This is a genomic window from Paraburkholderia sp. BCC1884 (assembly GCF_900996225.1).
Classification (GTDB): domain Bacteria; phylum Pseudomonadota; class Gammaproteobacteria; order Burkholderiales; family Burkholderiaceae; genus Paraburkholderia.
In genome coordinates this window covers 440470-456200 of record NZ_CAAJGL010000079.1, presented here as the reverse complement: position 1 = coordinate 456200, position 15731 = coordinate 440470, and the positions used below count along the sequence as shown (strand labels likewise).

Sequence of the window (15731 nt, the reverse complement as noted above, 5' to 3'; positions counted from 1 at the left end):
GTTGCATTCCTCCTTACGTGTCGAGCAACGCGGGCTCAGCTCGAACTCGCCGCCTTCGGCAAATAGTTGTTGCCGACGATTTCGCCGAACGGTCCCGACAACGGCCCATTCGACGTCTTGCTCTGGCGATTCGGCAGCAACGGAAACACCAGCTCGGCAAAGCGATACGACTCTTCGAGATGCGGATAGCCCGACAGAATGAAGGTGTCCACGCCGAGTTCGGTGTACTCCTTCATCAACGCGGCCACCTGCTCCGGATTGCCGACCAGCGCCGTGCCCGCGCCGCCGCGCACGAGCCCCACGCCCGCCCACAGATGCGGATAGACCTCGAGCTCAGCGCGGCCGCCGCGTTTGCCGCCGTGCAGCGCGGCCATGCGGCGCTGTCCTTCGGAATCCATCTTCGAGAACGACGCCTGGGCACGGGCGATGGTTTCATCGTCGAGCTTGCTGATCAGCTTGTCGGCGGCGGCCCACGCTTCTTCTTCGGTTTCGCGCACGATCACATGCAGACGAATCCCGAACTTGATCTGGCGACCCTGCTGCGCAGCGCGCGCGCGGATGTCGGCGATCTTCTTGCCGACCGCGGCGGGCGGCTCGCCCCATGTCAGATAGGTGTCGATATGCTGACCCGCGATGTCGTGCGCAGCCGGCGACGAGCCGCCGAACCACAGCGGCGGATGCGGGTTCTGTACCGGCGGATACAGCGCCTTGCCGCCCTTCGAACTCAGATGCTTGCCTTCGAACTCGATCGCCTCGTTGGTGTGCGAAGCGGCGAGCAGCTTGCGCCAGATATGCAGGAATTCGTCGGTGATCTCGTAGCGGGTGTCGTGGTCGACGAACACGCCGTCGCCTTCCAGTTCGGCGGCATCGCCGCCGGTCACGACATTGATCAGCAAGCGCCCATTCGACAGACGGTCGAAGGTCGCCGCCATCCGCGCCGCCAAACCCGGCGAAGTAATACCCGGACGGATCGCCACCAGAAACTTCAGCCGTTTGGTCGCGGCGATCAGGCTCGATGCAACGACCCACGCGTCTTCGCACGAACGGCCCGTGGGTAGCAGCACGCCTTCGTAGCCGAGCGTATCGGCGGCCACGGCGATCTGCTGAAAGTAGTCGTAATCGGCTGCGCGTGCGCCTTGGGACGTACCGAGATAGCGGCTGTCGCCGTGAGTCGGAATGAACCAGAACACATTCATTTGCTGCTCCTGCCTGGTTGTAACTGGATTGAATGGAAACGCCGCGTGCCACGCGTGCGCGCACGCCGGCCGCGCGCATCCCACCGGCACAATGCACAAGGCACGAGCCCGGTCGATGCAGCGCTACAAAAGACGGAAAACGGTTGATGTCGAGGCTGGCTAGCGGCGACAGCGAGGCGACGGCGACAAACACCGTCTGCATGGAGAAACAGTCTATGGATCGGGCCGCGGCTTTTGAACGATTTTTTTTAGCTTAGGTTTTCCACTTTCGTGATTAGCCCGACGCTAAAGCATACGGTTGTTGCGCGTTGTGCACGCAGAAAAGCGGGGACCCCTAGATATAATGGCGCACGTTTCCAATAACCCGGTACAGACCACACGAATCACGCCGTCTGTACCCTGGCGGTGCAATGCATGCAAAAACTCATCCTGCCGTTCGTCGCCGGTTTTCTGGCTTCCCTGTTTTTTCATGAATCCACGCTGGCACTGCTGCACGCTGCCGGACTGATCGACCCGACGGGTTTTTCAACAGCGCCGTTTTTACCGCTCGGTTTGCCCGAGTTCATTGCAAACGCTGTCTGGAGTGCATTCTGGGCTGTGCTGATGGCATGGCTGCTGCGCGTCGCGCCGCAGCGCCGCGCACCGTGGGTGCCGGCTTTCGTGTTCGGCGGCATTGCCTTGACGGCGGCGAGCGTGTTCGTAGTGGATCCGCTGCGCGGCATCTGGCCGAGCGGCAACATGCTGCCGCGCCTCGCGATGGGATTCGCGGCCAACGCCATGTGGGGCTGGGGCGCGCTGGTATTCATGCGCGCCTTCATGGCGAGCGAAGACGAGGACTGAGCGTCCTCGTCGTTTCTTATCTTCTGGTTTAACTGCTTTCCTTCTAGCCGTTCAGATCGCGTAGCGGATGTTCAGTGGCCGGCCACGGGCTGTCGAACATCTTCGCGACCTCCGCCTCGCTCACGTCCTCGATTCTCGCGAAACGCCAGCGCGGCGCATTGTCCTTGTCGATGATGCGCGCGCGAATCCCCTCGACCGTGTCGCCGATCTGGAAGCATGAATGCGTCAGATCGAGATCGGTGCGTAACACGTCCGCCATCGATCCCTCGGCGCGCGTGACCACTTCCAGCGACACCGCCATCGATAGCGGCGAGCGTTCGCGCAATACCCCGATCGTCTGCTCGGCCCACTCGGCGGCCTCGCCACCGGCGTCGCGGGTGGCTTCGAGCGCGGCCAGAATCTGCGCGACGTCGGGCAATGCGAAGTGTCGGTCGATCAGCGCGCGCGCACGCGCGAGCGGCGCGGCGTCGGGCTGCGGCACGACCTCGTAGGCGCGGCTCTCGCGCTCGATGCACGCCACCACGTCCGCGCCGCGCTCGAACAATTCGCTGCGCAACGTGTCGACCAGCGCGGGCAAGGCCGCATCGTTGAGGTAGAGATCGGCGAGGCCGGCGTAAAGCGCGTCGGCCGCGCCGATCGTCTCGCCGGTCACCGCCAGATAGCGGCCGATCGCGCCAGGCGTGCGGGCGAGGAACCAGCTCGCGCCGACATCGGGAAAGAGCCCGATGCGGGTTTCGGGCATCGCCATCTTCGTCGAGTCGGTGACGACACGCAGTCCGCCCGTGCGGTGCGCGCCCTGCGAAATCCCCATGCCGCCTCCCATCACGACGCCGTTCATCAGCGCGATATACGGCTTCGGATAAGTGAAGATGGCGTGATTGAGCCGGTATTCCTCGATGAAAAATTCGTCGCGCGCGTCATGCTCCCCGCGTTGCGCCGACTCGTACAGAAAGCGGATATCGCCGCCCGCGCAGAACGCGCGCGGGTGCTGGCTGCGCACCACGACGGCGAGCACGTCGGGATCTTCGCGCCACTGCTCGAGCGCCGCGTGGATGGCGCGGATCATGCCGGTGGACAGCGCGTTCAGCGCTTTGGGCCGCTCCAGTTCGATGAAACCGATTCGGTTGGCGATGTAGGTCGAGACTTCGTCGCTCGTGGCTGACGAGACGGAAATGGACATGGAGAGCTAGGCGCTACCGCGCAGGGTCAAGTGGAACCAGACGTTATCACGCGTCCGCGGGTTTGGTGGTGCCGCCCGCCGCGGCGGGGTTTTTTGCGGAGGTTCTGGCGGCTTTCCTGACGGGCGTCGTGTCCGGCGCAGGGTCGTGCTCCGTGTCCCGACCTTCCGATTCGGACAGCGGGACGGCGAGTGCTTCGGCCTTTTTTTTCTGACGGGGAACCGCCGCCTTCACCTTGCCGGCAGCGGTTTTCGGCTGCGACGCCGGGCCGAGCCATGTGTCGAGCGCGAGGCCGAGCACGGTGTCGAGCGGCGCGTTGGGAAACACGGGACAGGTGAGATTGAGCGCAACGATGCCATGCAGGGTCGCCCAGAACGCCTCGGCCCATAAGCCCGCCTCCTGAGTAGCCGGCAGACGCCCGGCTGCTTTGAGTTCCTCGATGGCGCCGAGCATGATTTGCAAGGCGGCGTCGCCAGCGTCGTTCTCGGCGTGCGCCGGCGTACCGTTGCTCCCCGTGGACCCGGAACCGCTATCCGACCGGTCCGCTGCCGCCTTCGCGGCCGCCGCGCCGCCTAACGCCGCGCCGGTATAGCTGGGATCTTCCATGAAGATCAGCCGATACGTCTCAGGATGCGCGACGCCGAACGCCACGTAGGCGCGCCCCAGTGCCTTGAGCCGCCCGGCCGGATCGGCGATGCCGGCAAGCGGCACAAAGGTCTCCAGCAATTGCGCGTAACCCTCAGCGCACAAGGCTTGCGCGATCTCGTCGCGGCTCGCGAAGTGCAGATAGAGCGTGGCGGGCGAATATTCGATGGCGTCGGCAATCTTGCGCATGGACAGCGCGGCAAAGCCCTCGCGCATCACGATGCGCCGCGCGGCATCGAGGATGCGTTCGCGCAGTGCCTGTTTCTGGCGGTGTTTTCGGTCAGCAATTCCCATGTCGCTCATTTTCGGGTTGACAAACTGAAAAGTCAAATTAAACTGAACACCGTTTACTGAACAATGTTCACTAAGTTTTTTAGTGTCAAAATCTTCTATTTGATTCATCCCGGCGCAGGCGCGCCGCCTCGAGGAGTGGTCATGCAAGCCATCGGAAAAGTGGGTTTATTCGGCGCCGCGGGCGCGGCCGGCCAGATCGTTGGTGCGGCGCTGCGCGCGGCGGGCCGGGACTATCGGGTCGTCGGTCGGGCACGCGGGCCGCTGGAGGCCGCGTTTGGCCAGGATCCGCACGCGGAAATCGTCACATGGAATCCTGACGACCTGGCCTCGATCCGCGCGGCAGCAGAAGGCCTGCAGACTGTGGTTTATCTGGTCGGCGTGCCTTACGACCGCTTTGCCGAGCACCCGCCGCTCATGGCGCGCACGTTGGCCGGTGTGACGGCGGCGGGCGTCGAGCGTTTCATTCTGATCGGCACGGTCTATCCGTACGGCCGCGCGCGCGGCAATCCGGTCAAGGAGGATCATCCGCGCGAGCCCCACACCTTCAAAGGCCAAATGCGACTCGCCCAGGAAGAACTGGTGCTGGCGGCGCACGGGCACGGCGGCCTGTCCACTCTGGTGCTGCGTCTACCGGATTTTTACGGCCCCGGTATCGAGCGCAGTCTGCTGAACGGTGTGTTCGAAAGCGCGGCGAACGGCAAGCGCGCGCAAGTGATCGGCCCCGTGGATGTGCCGCACGAGTTCATCTACCTGCCGGACATCGGGCCGGTGGTCGAGACGCTCACCCGCAGACCCGACGCTTACGGCCGTTGGTGGCATCTCGCCGGGGCAGGCACGATCACGCAACGCGAAGTGGCCAGACAGGCTTACGCCCTCGCCGGCCGCGAACCGAAGCTCACGGTGGCGGGCAAAACCATGCTGCGCGTCGTCGGCCTGTTTAATCCGATCATGCGGGAAATGGTGGAGATGAACTACCTGATCACCGAGCCGCTGGTGCTCGACGACTCGGCCTTGACGGAGCTGATCGGTCCGATCAGCAAGACGTCCTATGAGGAAGGAATTCGCCATGCGTTCGACGCCGCGCGGGCGGCGGCGTCGACGCGTGCCGCGACAGACCGGAGCACGGCGAATCCGGCTTGATCGACGAGCCACGAGCCACGAGCAACGAGCCACGACCGACGAGCGATGAGCCGCGAGCGCGTCCGGCAAGCAACGACACATACGAAGCGGCGTACACGCGATACGCGCTATCCCGCGACGTTGCCCGGAGGAAAGTGCCCGCTTTTAAGCAGCACGGGCGTGCCGTTACTGATCTGCAGATGCTCGCGCGCCACCGCTTCGATACGCGGCCGACCGGCGTCGAACGCGCGCAACCAGCCTTCGAGGTCCTCGGAATAAGCGCCGAAGTGATCTTCGAGCGCTTCGACCGAGATCGCGCACGGCACCGGCTCGCCGTCCACCAGCGCGGGAAACACAACGGTCAGATTGGAGTCGCGGTAAGCGGGCGCGTCCGCGGGAAACCGAATTTCCATGGTCGCCTCATCAGAAGATTCCGGCAGGAGACCGGCGCCGGCTAACACCGGCCGGCCCCGGAAGACGCCATTATGGTACTCGCGCGGCCGGATCGCGGTCCAGCCTGCCGCGGCGCTTTTCTCCCGCTGCGAATCCGCCGTTTTCACCGCGCTTTCCACGATGCCTCGCTCGTTACCGCGTCGCGCCATCAATGACCTCCCAATAGTCGATCGATATATTCGCGCGCCGATTGTTCGACAAAAACCAGCGCCTGCTCCTCGCTTTCGAAGCGCTGCTCATCACCGAGATCGAGCAAGGTTTCCATCCGGCGCGGATCGTCCGGGCCGTGTTCCGCGAGGCTCACCGAGCCGACATACGTGCCGCTCGCCGCACCGGCGGACGCAGCCGGCGCGTCCACCGTCGGCACGAAGCGCGCGGCGGCGCTGATGTAATAACCGCGATAAGGGCCGCTGACCCGTTCAGCCATCTTCGTTCTCCTCGTTGCAATTCATGGGCGGACGCTGCGTGAAACTGCGCCGCTTTTGCCGACGCTGCACGCTCGCGCGCTCGCGCCCAACACGTAAGTAAGGCGCGGCGCGGGCCGATAAGTTCTGCGCGGCGCGCGTTCATGTTGCGCTGGATCGCACTTGTGCGGCTGGTGCCGGTCGAACAGGCGTGTCGGCACGATCCGTGCTCTATCAGGACGCCATTTCGAGACCAGCGAGCGCAATATGGGAAAATATTTTCTGCAGAACCACGAACTGCCCGAGCCGGATGCGGCGAACACCTGGTTTGCTTACGCCGAAAAACACGGCATCGACATTCCGAAAGCTATCAGCATCTGGGAAGACGCGGCCACCGTAAAAGGTACGGAAAGCCGCCGGGTGGTCAGCGCGGCAGGCATTACGATCGAAACGCCGTAGCCTGCTGCGCGCCACGCGCCCTCCGCTCCCAGGGTCTAACGGCAGGCCGCCACACTATTTGAAAGGAACATCACGATGCATCTCATGACGCAACTGCGCCGCGCCGCTCGCCTGCGATCGAACGCGGCACCCGCTCGCCGGATGTGGCTGGCGGCCGCCCTGCCCGCCGCCGTTATCCTCGGCGCGGGACTGGGCGGCTGCGCGTCGTCGAACACGACTTCGTTGATCAATCTGCCGAACGGCCAGACCGGCTTCGCAGTCAATTGCAGCGGCGCCGACGCCGCTTCGAGCTGGGCCTCGTGCTACGTGCAGGCCGGCAAGGCCTGCGGCGCGACCGGCTACGACATCGTGTCGAAAGACAATGACGAAGGCGGCACCGCCGGCGGCAGCGTCACGAACGTCGTGTCGGCCAACGTCAAGAACCGTTCGATGATCGTGCGCTGCAAATAGGCGCGTCCGAGCCGATGCTCAATGCGCCTGCATCTTTGAAAAGAGGTTCAGCACGGCGACGCCGGCAATGATGAGCCCGAGTCCGATGATGGCCGGCAGGTCGGGCACCTGTCGGTACAACACCAGCGCGACCAGCGAGATCAGCACGATGCCGGCGCCCGACCACACCGCGTAGACGATGCCGACCGGAATGGTCCGCAGCGTGAGCGACAGGCAATAGAACGCAATGCCGTAGCCCAGCACGACCACCACCGAGGGCACCAGCCGCGAGAAGCCTTCGGACGCCCGCATCGCCGAGGTCGCAATCACTTCAGCGACGATCGCGATACCCAGCAAGGCATAGGGAGGCAGGCGCATCGCCTCAAACCTTCGCAAGCGCGAGCTTGCCGTAGTCGTGGCCGAGGTGCGCACACAGCGCTTCCACCACTAACTCGTGATCGGCGCGTTGCGGCAGGCCCGACACCGTGATCGAACCGATCACGCCGACGCCCGCCACCGTCAACGGAAACGCGCCGCCATGCGATGCGTAGTCGCTCGCGAGCAAGGCGTGTTTGTCCGCGAGCGTGCTGCCGCCCTGCTGCATCTTCAAACCGATTGCGTACGAGCTGCGGCGAAAATGCGCGACCGTATTGCCCTTGCGGCGCGCCCAATCCACGTTGTCGGGCGTGGCGCCATCGAGCAGGCTGAAAAAGAGCGGCTGACCGAAGGTGCGCACGTCGATCGCGGCGGGAATGCCGCGCGCCTTCGCGACTTCGTGCAGATAGACGCCGAGCTGCCAGGCGCGATCGGCATCGAATTGAGGAAACACCAGTGCGTGTTCCTGTGCGGTAATCACTTGCAGATCGTGTGCGATATCCATGGGGTTCCGTGCAGGATGAAGTTGACTCGTGCGACCTCGCCAGAACATGACCACGACGGCGTCGCACAGGGATTTCGGATTCTAGCGCAGCGCCTTACACGAGCCTTCCGGCATGCGACATCGGCTACACGCGTCGCGCCACTTACCAACGAACGTACACAGTCATTGAAGTCGATTCTTAGATAGCTATTGCGTTGGCATTAGGATTGTTCTATAATCTTTTCTTCGACGGACGCGGGGTGGAGCAGTCTGGCAGCTCGTCGGGCTCATAACCCGAAGGTCGTAGGTTCAAATCCTACCCCCGCAACCAAGTAGCATCAGGTTCGAATCGTCGGAAACAACATTGAAGGCTTGCCCAACCGGCAGGCCTTTTTTGTTTTCTGCGTCCGGATTGTGCGCGGTAGCTGACCGACCGCATTTCGCGACCGTACTTCGCGCCAGATATTCCGGAATCCGAACTGATCATAAAAGCGCACACGTTCCGCCTTTCGCAGCGCATCCGCAATCTCCGGCGCAACAGTTTCACGCCTCGCGTCCACCGTCGACACTGCCGCTCTGGCAAAGCTCGCCCCAGTGATAAACTCCTATCACTCTTTCTCGTCCCCTTCCTATGAAATTCTGTTCTGTCTGCGGCCAAAGCGTCAGCCTGAGCATTCCGCCGGGTGACAACCGCGAGCGCTTCGTCTGTACCAGTTGCGGCACGGTGCATTATCAGAATCCGCGCAACGTGGTCGGCACCGTCCCGGTCTGGGACGACAAGGTGCTGCTGTGCCGTCGCGCGATCGAACCGCGCTACGGCTACTGGACGCTGCCGGCAGGCTTCATGGAAATGGGCGAAACGACCGCCGAGGCGGCCTCGCGCGAAACGCTGGAAGAAGCCGGCGCGCGCGTCGAGGTGCAAAGCCTGTTCTCGCTGCTGAATGTGCCGCACGTGCATCAGGTGCATCTGTTCTATATGGCGCGCCTGCTCGATCTCGACATCGCCGCCGGCGAGGAATCGCTCGAAGTGAAACTCTTCGAGGAACACGACATCCCGTGGGACGAGATTGCCTTTCCCACGGTCGGCCAAACCCTGCGCTTCTTTTTCGCCGACCGCGCCGCCGGCAGCTTCGGCCTGCACACGGGCGATATCTTCCGCTCGTTGCGCGAAGGTTAAGCGGCACGCATGGTTCCCTGGCTCGGAGCTGACGAACCGTTCCCGTCCGTCGAGCGTGCGCTCGGCGCAAACAGCGGCGCGCCGGGTCTGCTCGCCGCGAGTGCCGACCTGCTGCCGTCGCGCCTGATCGACGCCTATCGGCGCGGCATCTTCCCCTGGTATTCGGACGGCCAACCGGTGTTGTGGTGGAGCCCCGATCCGCGCATGATCCTGCGCCCCGCCGAATTCAAACTCTCGCCGTCGCTGCGCAAGACGCTTAAACGCGTACTGCGCGAGGATGCATGGGAAATCCGCGTCGACCATGATTTCGCCGCCGTGATGCGTGCCTGCGCGCAGGCGCCGCGTCGCGGCCAGCGCGGCACGTGGATCACGGCGGATGTGATCGAAGCCTACTCGTCGCTGCATCGCCGGGGCGAAGCGCACAGCATCGAAACCTGGTTCGAAGGTCAGCGCGTGGGCGGTTTGTACGGCGTCTCGTTCGGCAAGATGTTCTTCGGCGAATCGATGTTCGCGGAGGTCACGGATGCGTCGAAAATGGCGCTGGCCGCGCTCGTCGGACACTTGCGACGTCACAAAATAGAAATGATAGACTGCCAGCAGAACACGTCGCATCTGGCGTCGCTGGGCGGTCGCGAGATAGCGCGCAAGGCGTTCATCGCGCATGTTCGCGCGTCGGTCGAGGCACCGCCCATTCCGTGGGGTTTCGACAAGACCGTGCTGCTCGAGATCGTCGCGCCCGCGGCGTAGGAAGAATCAGGCCGAATCCGGATCCGCCGCCTATCGAGCCGCGGGTTCACGAGCCGCAAGGCGCGCCGGGTTTGCATTACCAGAGAAGCTTCGCGAGCTGCCAACGTGACTCATCCCAACGAGCTGCCTCTTTCCCCGCTGTCCGCGCTGCAGTTTTATGCCACGGCGCCCTATCCCTGCAGTTATCTGGACGGACGCATCGCGCGCTCGCAGGTCGCCACACCCAGTCATCTCATCAATTCCGACGTCTACACCGACCTCGTCAAGGCAGGTTTCCGGCGCTCGGGCGTGTTCACTTATCGGCCGTATTGCGACGGTTGCCGCGCCTGTGTGCCGGTGCGCGTGCCGGTCGATCAATTCGTGCCGAATCGCACCCAACGGCGCGTCTGGAAGAAGCACGGCGAGTTGATCGCCACCGTCGCGCCGCTGCATTACGACGAAGAGCATTACGCGCTCTACATGCGCTATCAGTCCGCGCGCCACGCGGGCGGCGGCATGGACCGCGACAGCCGCGACCAGTACGAGCAGTTCCTGCTGCAAAGCCGGATCAACTCGCGGCTGGTCGAATTCCGCGAGCCGTTTGCGGATCGGCCCGATGTGCCCGGCATATTGCGCATGATCAGCATGATCGACATCCTCGGCGACGGGCTCTCGTCGGTGTACACGTTTTTCGAGCCGGGGCTCGCCCACACCAGCTTCGGCACGTACAACATCTACTGGCAGATCGAGCAGGCGCGCAGCCTGAAATTGCCCTACGTGTACCTCGGCTACTGGATTCGCGAGAGTCCGAAAATGGCATACAAGGCGAATTTCCGGCCGCTCGAAGGCTTGATCGACGGCGCATGGCAGGTGCTCGATCCCGATGCGATGGATTTGCCGCCGGTCGATCTGGCGATTCACGGCAGACGCGGCCCGCTCAAACCGTAGTCGTGGCGACTGCCGGGAAAGGGAAAAGCACGCCGTCGGCCTTTCGGTCTCATTGAAGCCTCAAAGCCGGTAAAATGGCGGGTTCCCATTTTCCGGCCGCCCGGCTTCGTCCCGTGTTCAGTTCCCTCTACCCGCTTGTACGCGCCCAACTCTTTCGCATGGACGCGGAAGACGCTCACCACCTGACTTTGCGTATGCTCGGCGCCGCCGGCCGCACCGGCCTCGCCGGCGCGTTCGCGCCACGTGTGCCGGATGCGCCGCGCACCGTGATGGGGCTGAAGTTCCGCAACCCGGTCGGGCTCGCGGCGGGTCTCGACAAGGACGGCGCGTGCATCGACGGTCTGGCCGCGCTCGGCTTCGGTTCCATCGAAGTGGGCACGGTCACGCCGCGCGCGCAGCCGGGCAATCCGCGGCCGCGCATGTTCCGTCTGCCGCAGGCGAACGCCGTCATCAACCGGATGGGTTTTAACAACGCGGGCGTCGACCAGTTCGTGAAGAACGTGCAGGCCGCGCGTTATCGCGGGATTCTCGGCCTGAACATCGGCAAGAACGCCGACACGCCGATCGAACGCGCCGCGGAAGACTATCTGTACTGTCTGGAACGCGTGTACCCGTTCGCGAGCTACGTGACGGTCAATATCTCGTCGCCGAATACGAAAAACCTGCGCCAGTTGCAAGGCGCGGGCGAACTCGACGCCCTGCTCGCCGCGCTCAAGGACAAGCAGCAGCGTCTCGCCGACCTGCACGGCAAGCTCGTGCCGCTCGCGCTGAAGATCGCGCCCGACCTCCACGACGAACAGATCAAGTCGATCGCCGACACCCTGCTGCGCCACCAGTTCGAAGGGGTGATCGCCACCAACACCACGCTCTCGCGCACCGCCGTCGCCGGCATGCAATACGGCGACGAAGCCGGCGGCCTGTCGGGCAAGCCGGTGTTCGACGCATCGAACGAGGTGATCCGCAAGCTGCGCGCCGAAGTCGGCGAAACGGTGCCGATCATCGGCGTCGGCGGAATTTTCTCGGGCGAAGATGCGCGCGCCAAGCTGGCGGCAGGCGCATCGCTGGTGCAGCTCTACACAGGCTTCATCTATCGCGGACCGGCGCTGATCGCCGAATGCGCGCAGGCGCTGCGCTAAGCGGCGAACCCGCGCCATCGCCCGGTAATATAGACATAAACAAACGGTATTTACGTTTCGATAGTCTGTTTTGTTATGCTTTCGTCCGTTAAAACGTCGGACGAATCAAAGGAACACATGAAATTGGGTTTGCTGAAAAAGCTGCTGGTCGCCGGACTGATCGGCGCGTCGTTCACCGCCGTCGCGGCGCACGCCGACGATCTGCTCGACCAGGTCAAACAGCGCGGCACGCTGCGTATCGGCCTCGAAGGCACCTTCCCGCCGTTCAACTCGAAGACGCCGTCGGGCGAACTGGTCGGCTACGACGTCGACATCGCCAAGGCGATCGCAGGCAAGCTCGGCGTCAAGCCGGAATTCGTCACGACCGAATGGAGCGGCATTATTGCCGGCCTGCAAGCGGGCAAGTTCGACGTGATCGCCAACCAGGTCGGCATCACCGACGCGCGCAAGCAGGCACTCGACTTCTCGCCGGCCTACACGTATTCGGCGGCGCAACTGATCCAGCGTAAGGACGACACCCGTCAGTTCAAGTCGCTCGACGACCTGAAGGGCAAGAAGCTCGGCGTGGCGTTGGGCACGAACTACATGGACATGGCCAAAGCCGTACCGGGCATCGACGTCAAGACGTATCCGGGCGCGCCCGAGTATCTGCGCGACCTCGCCGCCGGCCGTCTGGACGCGGCGCTCAACGACCGCCTGATGCTTGCGTACCTGATGAAGAACTCGCAGCTGCCGCTGCGCAGCGGCGCGAACGTCGGCGCGGGCAACCCGTCGGGCATTCCGTTCAGGAAGGGCAATCCGAAGTTCGCTAAGGCGATCGACGACGCCATGACCCAGCTCGAAGCGGACGGCACCTTCGCGAAGATCTCGGACAAGTGGTTCGGCATCGACGTCAGCAAGCCGATCAGGTAACACACACCGAATGAAACGAAGGGCGGCATCGTCATCGATGCCGCCCTTCGCTTTTGTGCGGCGGGCCTGAAAATCCGCCGACGTTTATGATGTGCGCTTTGCGCGCCAACCGACCCACCGCTCATGTCCACCACTTCCCTGCTCGTTGAATCGCTTCCTGTGCTCGCGCAGGGCGCCGTCCTGACGGTCAAGTTCGCGGTTCTGTCGATGATCTTCGGCCTGCTCGCGGGCGCCGCGCTCGCCTTGATGGGCGTGAGCCACAACCGCGCACTGAACTGGATCGCGCGGATCTACGTGAGCGTGATGCGCGGCACACCGCTGCTGGTGCAGATCTTCGTGATCTATTACGGCTTGCCGAGTTTCGGCATCTCGCTCGATCCGACGCCGGCGGGCGTGATCGCGTTGTCGGCGAATGTGGCGGCGTATCTGTCGGAGAGCATGCGCGGCGCGATTCTCGGCATTCAGCCGGGCCAATGGCTGGCCGCGTATAGCCTCGGGCTCTCGCGTCGTCAGACGTTGCGCTATGTGATTGCGCCGCAGGCCTTGCGCATCGCCGTGCCGAGTCTGTCGAACAGCCTCATCAGCCTGATCAAGGACACCTCGCTCGTCTCGGTGATTACCGTGACCGAACTGCTGCGCAGCGCGCAGGAAATCATCGCCTCGACCTATCAGCCGCTGCCGCTCTATCTGGCCGCCGCAGCCGTGTACTGGGTGCTGTGCCAGGCGCTCGAATGGGTGCAACGGTGGTACGAACGGCGTCTTGCATTGCCGTCGAGTCATTGATTCCGCGAGTCGCGAGCCAGTAAGTCACCAATCCACCGGCGTCAGCGCCGGCACCCGCCCGGCTCGCGCGGCCTGCCTTCAGCCGCCCCTTTCCTGCTATTCCCCGTTGAACTTCAACCCGAGCGCCGCACGCGCCGCGTCCGCCATCGCGATCATCTGCAAGGACGTGCTGTGCGGCATCAGCGGACTCTCCAGTTCACCTGCACGAATCAGTTCGCAGAAGTGCGCGGTCTCGTAGTTCAGGCCGCCGCCTTCGAACGGTTCCTCGAGTTCGACCACGCGCCCATCCGCGTAACGGATCGTGGCGCGTGACGGGTTCCACCAGGGTTCATGAATCGTGACGTGACCCTGTGTCGCCATCAGCAGCGCGTCGCCCTTGCCGTGCAGATCGAGTCCGCAAAACAATTGGGCGATGCCACGCTCATGCTGACTGTTCAGGCTCGCGAACATATCGACCCCGGTCGGCCCGAGTCGCCCGAGCGTCTGCACCTCGCGCGGCGCGCCAAGCCAGTCGACGGCGAGAAATATTTCGTAGATGCCGATATCGAGCAACGCGCCGCCCGCATGCTCGAACGACAGCGACGGGTGATCGTCCGGCACGCCAGGCACCGAGCAGCCCGCTCGCACGAGCCCGACTGCGCCGATCGGTTCGGCCGTCAGATGCGCGCGCAACTTTCTATAGAGGGGATAGAACGGCGGCTTCATGGCTTCCATGAACAACCGTTTCGCGGCACGTGCGGCGTCGAGCACGCGCTCGAGCTGCGCCGCGTTGATGGTGGCGGGTTTTTCGCACAACACGTGCAGACCTGCCTGCAACGCGGCGACCGCGTAGTCGGCGTGACTGTCCTGCACCGTGGCGATATAGAGCGCATCGATGCCGCTGGCGAGCAGCGCGTCGAAACTCGCGCACACCTCGCCGCCGAATTCCGCCGCGAAGGCCGTGGCCGGTTCCGCGCGACGCGACCATACGGCGCCCAATTGCGCCTGCGGCACATGCGCGAGACTCTGCGCGAAGCGACGGGCAATGCGACCCGTCCCCACGATCCCCCAGCGAATCAGGCCGCCGGAGGTTTCCTGCGTTGCGATTGTCATCGTACCTTCGAGTCCATGCAGTTCAGAACAGGCGCTATTGTCGCCTATGCCAAACGCGCACGGCGCCAGCCACGCGCGTTGGACACGGCTCGCGCCGTACCTGATGCACGGTCCCCTCGGGAAACCACCAGACCCGCTCGCATGCCGCCGTAGCGGCCACGCTCAAGCCTGAGCCGGCGGTTCCTGCGCGAACCTGCCGCCCAGCTCTTCCGCCGTGTAGTCGATCATGGCGAGCGAGGCGATCTCCGCCTCTTTCGGATCGCGCCGTTCGATCGCGTCGACCACCCGCTGGTGCGACTTGATCGCCGACTCCCACAGCCCGTCCTTCTCGGTGACGATCGGATTCACCGTCGACAGCGCGCCGCGAATGATCGCCGCCATCTGCTTGAAGAACTGATTGCCGCTCGCCACCACGATGCGGGTGTGGAACAACTCGTCGGCTTCCTGATAGCCCGGCTCGCCGGGACGGATCACGCGGAACGCTTCGAATGCTTCGCGAATCGCCGCGATATCCGCAGCGGTGCCGCGCGCGGCCGCCTGCGCCGACGCACGCGGCTCGATCAGAATACGAAACTCGATCACGTCGCGCAAAAACAGCGGATCGGGCTTCGCGCGAAAACGCCAGTTCACGACGTCCTCGTCGATCATGCGCCAATCGCTCATCGAGCGGATGCGCGTGCCGATTTTAGGCCGCACGTCCAGCATGTCGCGCGCGAGCAGCATCGACAGCGCCTCGCGCATGACGGTGCGGCTGACGTCGAACTCCTTGGACAGCACATCCTGCGGTGGCAGGATGGCGCCGTACTTTTCTTCGACGATCCCCGTCACCAGCCCGTCCATGACTTTGCTCACGAGCGATCGATCTTTGTTTGCCTGTTCCATGACTCTCTCCCCGAAGCGGTGTTTGCCCCCGCGTTTCCTGTTGACCAAGCAGCCCTTGTGTATCGTTCTATTGGTCTGTCCTCGTTCTTTTACGATACGTTGCTAGCTTCAAAACAGTTGCGCCAGTTGGGAAACTTCCTGAGAGGGTTATCCCTCTGAAGAATTGTTTCGTTCGTGTAACGCCGCATATCCTGATGGG

19 protein-coding genes and 1 tRNA gene are annotated in these 15731 nt (G+C 63.7%); 11 read left to right on the top strand and 9 right to left on the bottom strand.

Annotated elements, in window-relative coordinates; all coding sequences use genetic code 11:
- Positions 1-35: 35 nt before the first annotated feature.
- The gene (ssuD, locus tag FQ705_RS17415; RefSeq protein WP_144143226.1) at positions 36-1196 is read right to left on the bottom strand and encodes an FMNH2-dependent alkanesulfonate monooxygenase; all 1161 of its coding nucleotides are present in this window, start codon (positions 1194-1196) and stop codon (positions 36-38) included.
- Positions 1197-1610: 414 nt separating this feature from the next.
- Here ssuD and FQ705_RS17410 point away from each other — a divergent pair, with 414 nt between their 5' ends.
- Positions 1611-2036, top strand: coding sequence for a hypothetical protein (locus FQ705_RS17410; protein WP_144143224.1), 426 nt, complete (start codon positions 1611-1613; stop codon positions 2034-2036).
- A 43-nt stretch (positions 2037-2079) separates the two neighbouring features.
- Here the strand turns inward: FQ705_RS17410 and FQ705_RS17405 are convergent, their stop codons facing one another.
- Together FQ705_RS17405 and FQ705_RS17400 are read right to left on the bottom strand one after the other, a co-directional pair.
- Positions 2080-3216, bottom strand: a complete 1137-nt coding sequence (locus tag FQ705_RS17405) for an enoyl-CoA hydratase/isomerase family protein (RefSeq protein ID WP_144143222.1) — start codon at positions 3214-3216, stop codon at positions 2080-2082.
- Positions 3217-3262: 46 nt separating this feature from the next.
- Positions 3263-4153 (bottom strand): TetR/AcrR family transcriptional regulator, encoded by an 891-nt coding sequence (locus FQ705_RS17400; RefSeq protein ID WP_144143562.1) that lies wholly within the window; start codon positions 4151-4153, stop codon positions 3263-3265.
- 141 nt (positions 4154-4294) lie between these two features.
- Between FQ705_RS17400 and FQ705_RS17395 the strand changes: the two genes are divergently transcribed.
- Entirely contained in the window at positions 4295-5293 is a 999-nt protein-coding gene (locus FQ705_RS17395) for an NAD-dependent epimerase/dehydratase family protein (RefSeq protein ID WP_144143220.1), read from the top strand.
- Between the two features lie 107 nt (positions 5294-5400).
- Here FQ705_RS17395 and FQ705_RS34980 read toward each other — a convergent pair whose 3' ends face one another.
- Positions 5401-5874 (bottom strand): DUF1488 domain-containing protein, encoded by a 474-nt coding sequence (locus FQ705_RS34980; protein WP_409934718.1) that lies wholly within the window; start codon positions 5872-5874, stop codon positions 5401-5403.
- Entirely contained in the window at positions 5874-6152 is a 279-nt protein-coding gene (locus FQ705_RS17385; protein ID WP_144143218.1) for a hypothetical protein, read from the bottom strand. The genes FQ705_RS34980 and FQ705_RS17385 overlap by 1 nt, the downstream gene beginning before the upstream one ends.
- Positions 6153-6396: 244 nt before the next feature.
- Here FQ705_RS17385 and FQ705_RS17380 point away from each other — a divergent pair, with 244 nt between their 5' ends.
- Entirely contained in the window at positions 6397-6588 is a 192-nt protein-coding gene (locus FQ705_RS17380; RefSeq protein ID WP_144143216.1) for a hypothetical protein, read from the top strand.
- Positions 6589-6663: 75 nt separating this feature from the next.
- The gene (locus tag FQ705_RS17375; protein ID WP_144143215.1) at positions 6664-7038 is read left to right on the top strand and encodes a hypothetical protein; all 375 of its coding nucleotides are present in this window, start codon (positions 6664-6666) and stop codon (positions 7036-7038) included.
- 18 nt (positions 7039-7056) lie between these two features.
- Here FQ705_RS17375 and FQ705_RS17370 read toward each other — a convergent pair whose 3' ends face one another.
- Both FQ705_RS17370 and FQ705_RS17365 read right to left on the bottom strand, forming a co-directional pair.
- Positions 7057-7395 carry a DMT family transporter gene (locus FQ705_RS17370; protein ID WP_144143213.1) on the bottom strand — a complete coding sequence of 113 codons (339 nt, stop codon included), beginning with the start codon at positions 7393-7395 and terminating at the stop codon, positions 7057-7059.
- A 4-nt stretch (positions 7396-7399) separates the two neighbouring features.
- Positions 7400-7897: a heme-degrading domain-containing protein gene (locus tag FQ705_RS17365; protein ID WP_144143211.1), complete on the bottom strand. Its 498-nt coding sequence runs from the start codon at positions 7895-7897 to the stop codon at positions 7400-7402.
- Between the two features lie 233 nt (positions 7898-8130).
- On the opposite strand from FQ705_RS17365, the gene FQ705_RS17360 reads away from it, so the two are divergent.
- The 7 genes from FQ705_RS17360 to FQ705_RS17330 all read left to right on the top strand — a co-directional run bounded on the left by FQ705_RS17360 (position 8131) and on the right by FQ705_RS17330 (position 13558).
- Positions 8131-8207, top strand: a tRNA-Met gene (locus FQ705_RS17360).
- A 300-nt stretch (positions 8208-8507) separates the two neighbouring features.
- A complete protein-coding gene (locus FQ705_RS17355) occupies positions 8508-9053 on the top strand; it encodes an NUDIX hydrolase (RefSeq protein WP_144143209.1) in 546 nt (181 codons plus the stop codon).
- A 9-nt stretch (positions 9054-9062) separates the two neighbouring features.
- Positions 9063-9800 (top strand): leucyl/phenylalanyl-tRNA--protein transferase, encoded by a 738-nt coding sequence (aat, locus tag FQ705_RS17350; RefSeq protein WP_144143207.1) that lies wholly within the window; start codon positions 9063-9065, stop codon positions 9798-9800.
- Positions 9801-9905: 105 nt separating this feature from the next.
- A complete protein-coding gene (locus FQ705_RS17345) occupies positions 9906-10727 on the top strand; it encodes an arginyltransferase (RefSeq protein WP_144143205.1) in 822 nt (273 codons plus the stop codon).
- Positions 10728-10801: 74 nt separating this feature from the next.
- Positions 10802-11863, top strand: a complete 1062-nt coding sequence (locus FQ705_RS17340) for a quinone-dependent dihydroorotate dehydrogenase (RefSeq protein WP_186307887.1) — start codon at positions 10802-10804, stop codon at positions 11861-11863.
- A 117-nt stretch (positions 11864-11980) separates the two neighbouring features.
- Positions 11981-12775 (top strand): cystine ABC transporter substrate-binding protein, encoded by a 795-nt coding sequence (locus FQ705_RS17335; protein ID WP_144143202.1) that lies wholly within the window; start codon positions 11981-11983, stop codon positions 12773-12775.
- A gap of 123 nt (positions 12776-12898) precedes the next feature.
- A complete protein-coding gene (locus FQ705_RS17330) occupies positions 12899-13558 on the top strand; it encodes an amino acid ABC transporter permease (RefSeq protein ID WP_144143200.1) in 660 nt (219 codons plus the stop codon).
- A gap of 96 nt (positions 13559-13654) precedes the next feature.
- On the opposite strand, the gene FQ705_RS17325 is transcribed toward FQ705_RS17330, so the two are convergent.
- Both FQ705_RS17325 and FQ705_RS17320 read right to left on the bottom strand, forming a co-directional pair.
- Positions 13655-14650, bottom strand: a complete 996-nt coding sequence (locus FQ705_RS17325) for a Gfo/Idh/MocA family protein (protein ID WP_144143198.1) — start codon at positions 14648-14650, stop codon at positions 13655-13657.
- A gap of 162 nt (positions 14651-14812) precedes the next feature.
- On the bottom strand, positions 14813-15532 hold the full coding sequence (locus FQ705_RS17320) for a FadR/GntR family transcriptional regulator (RefSeq protein WP_144143196.1): 720 nt from the start codon (positions 15530-15532) through the stop codon (positions 14813-14815).
- Positions 15533-15731 lie beyond the last annotated feature (199 nt).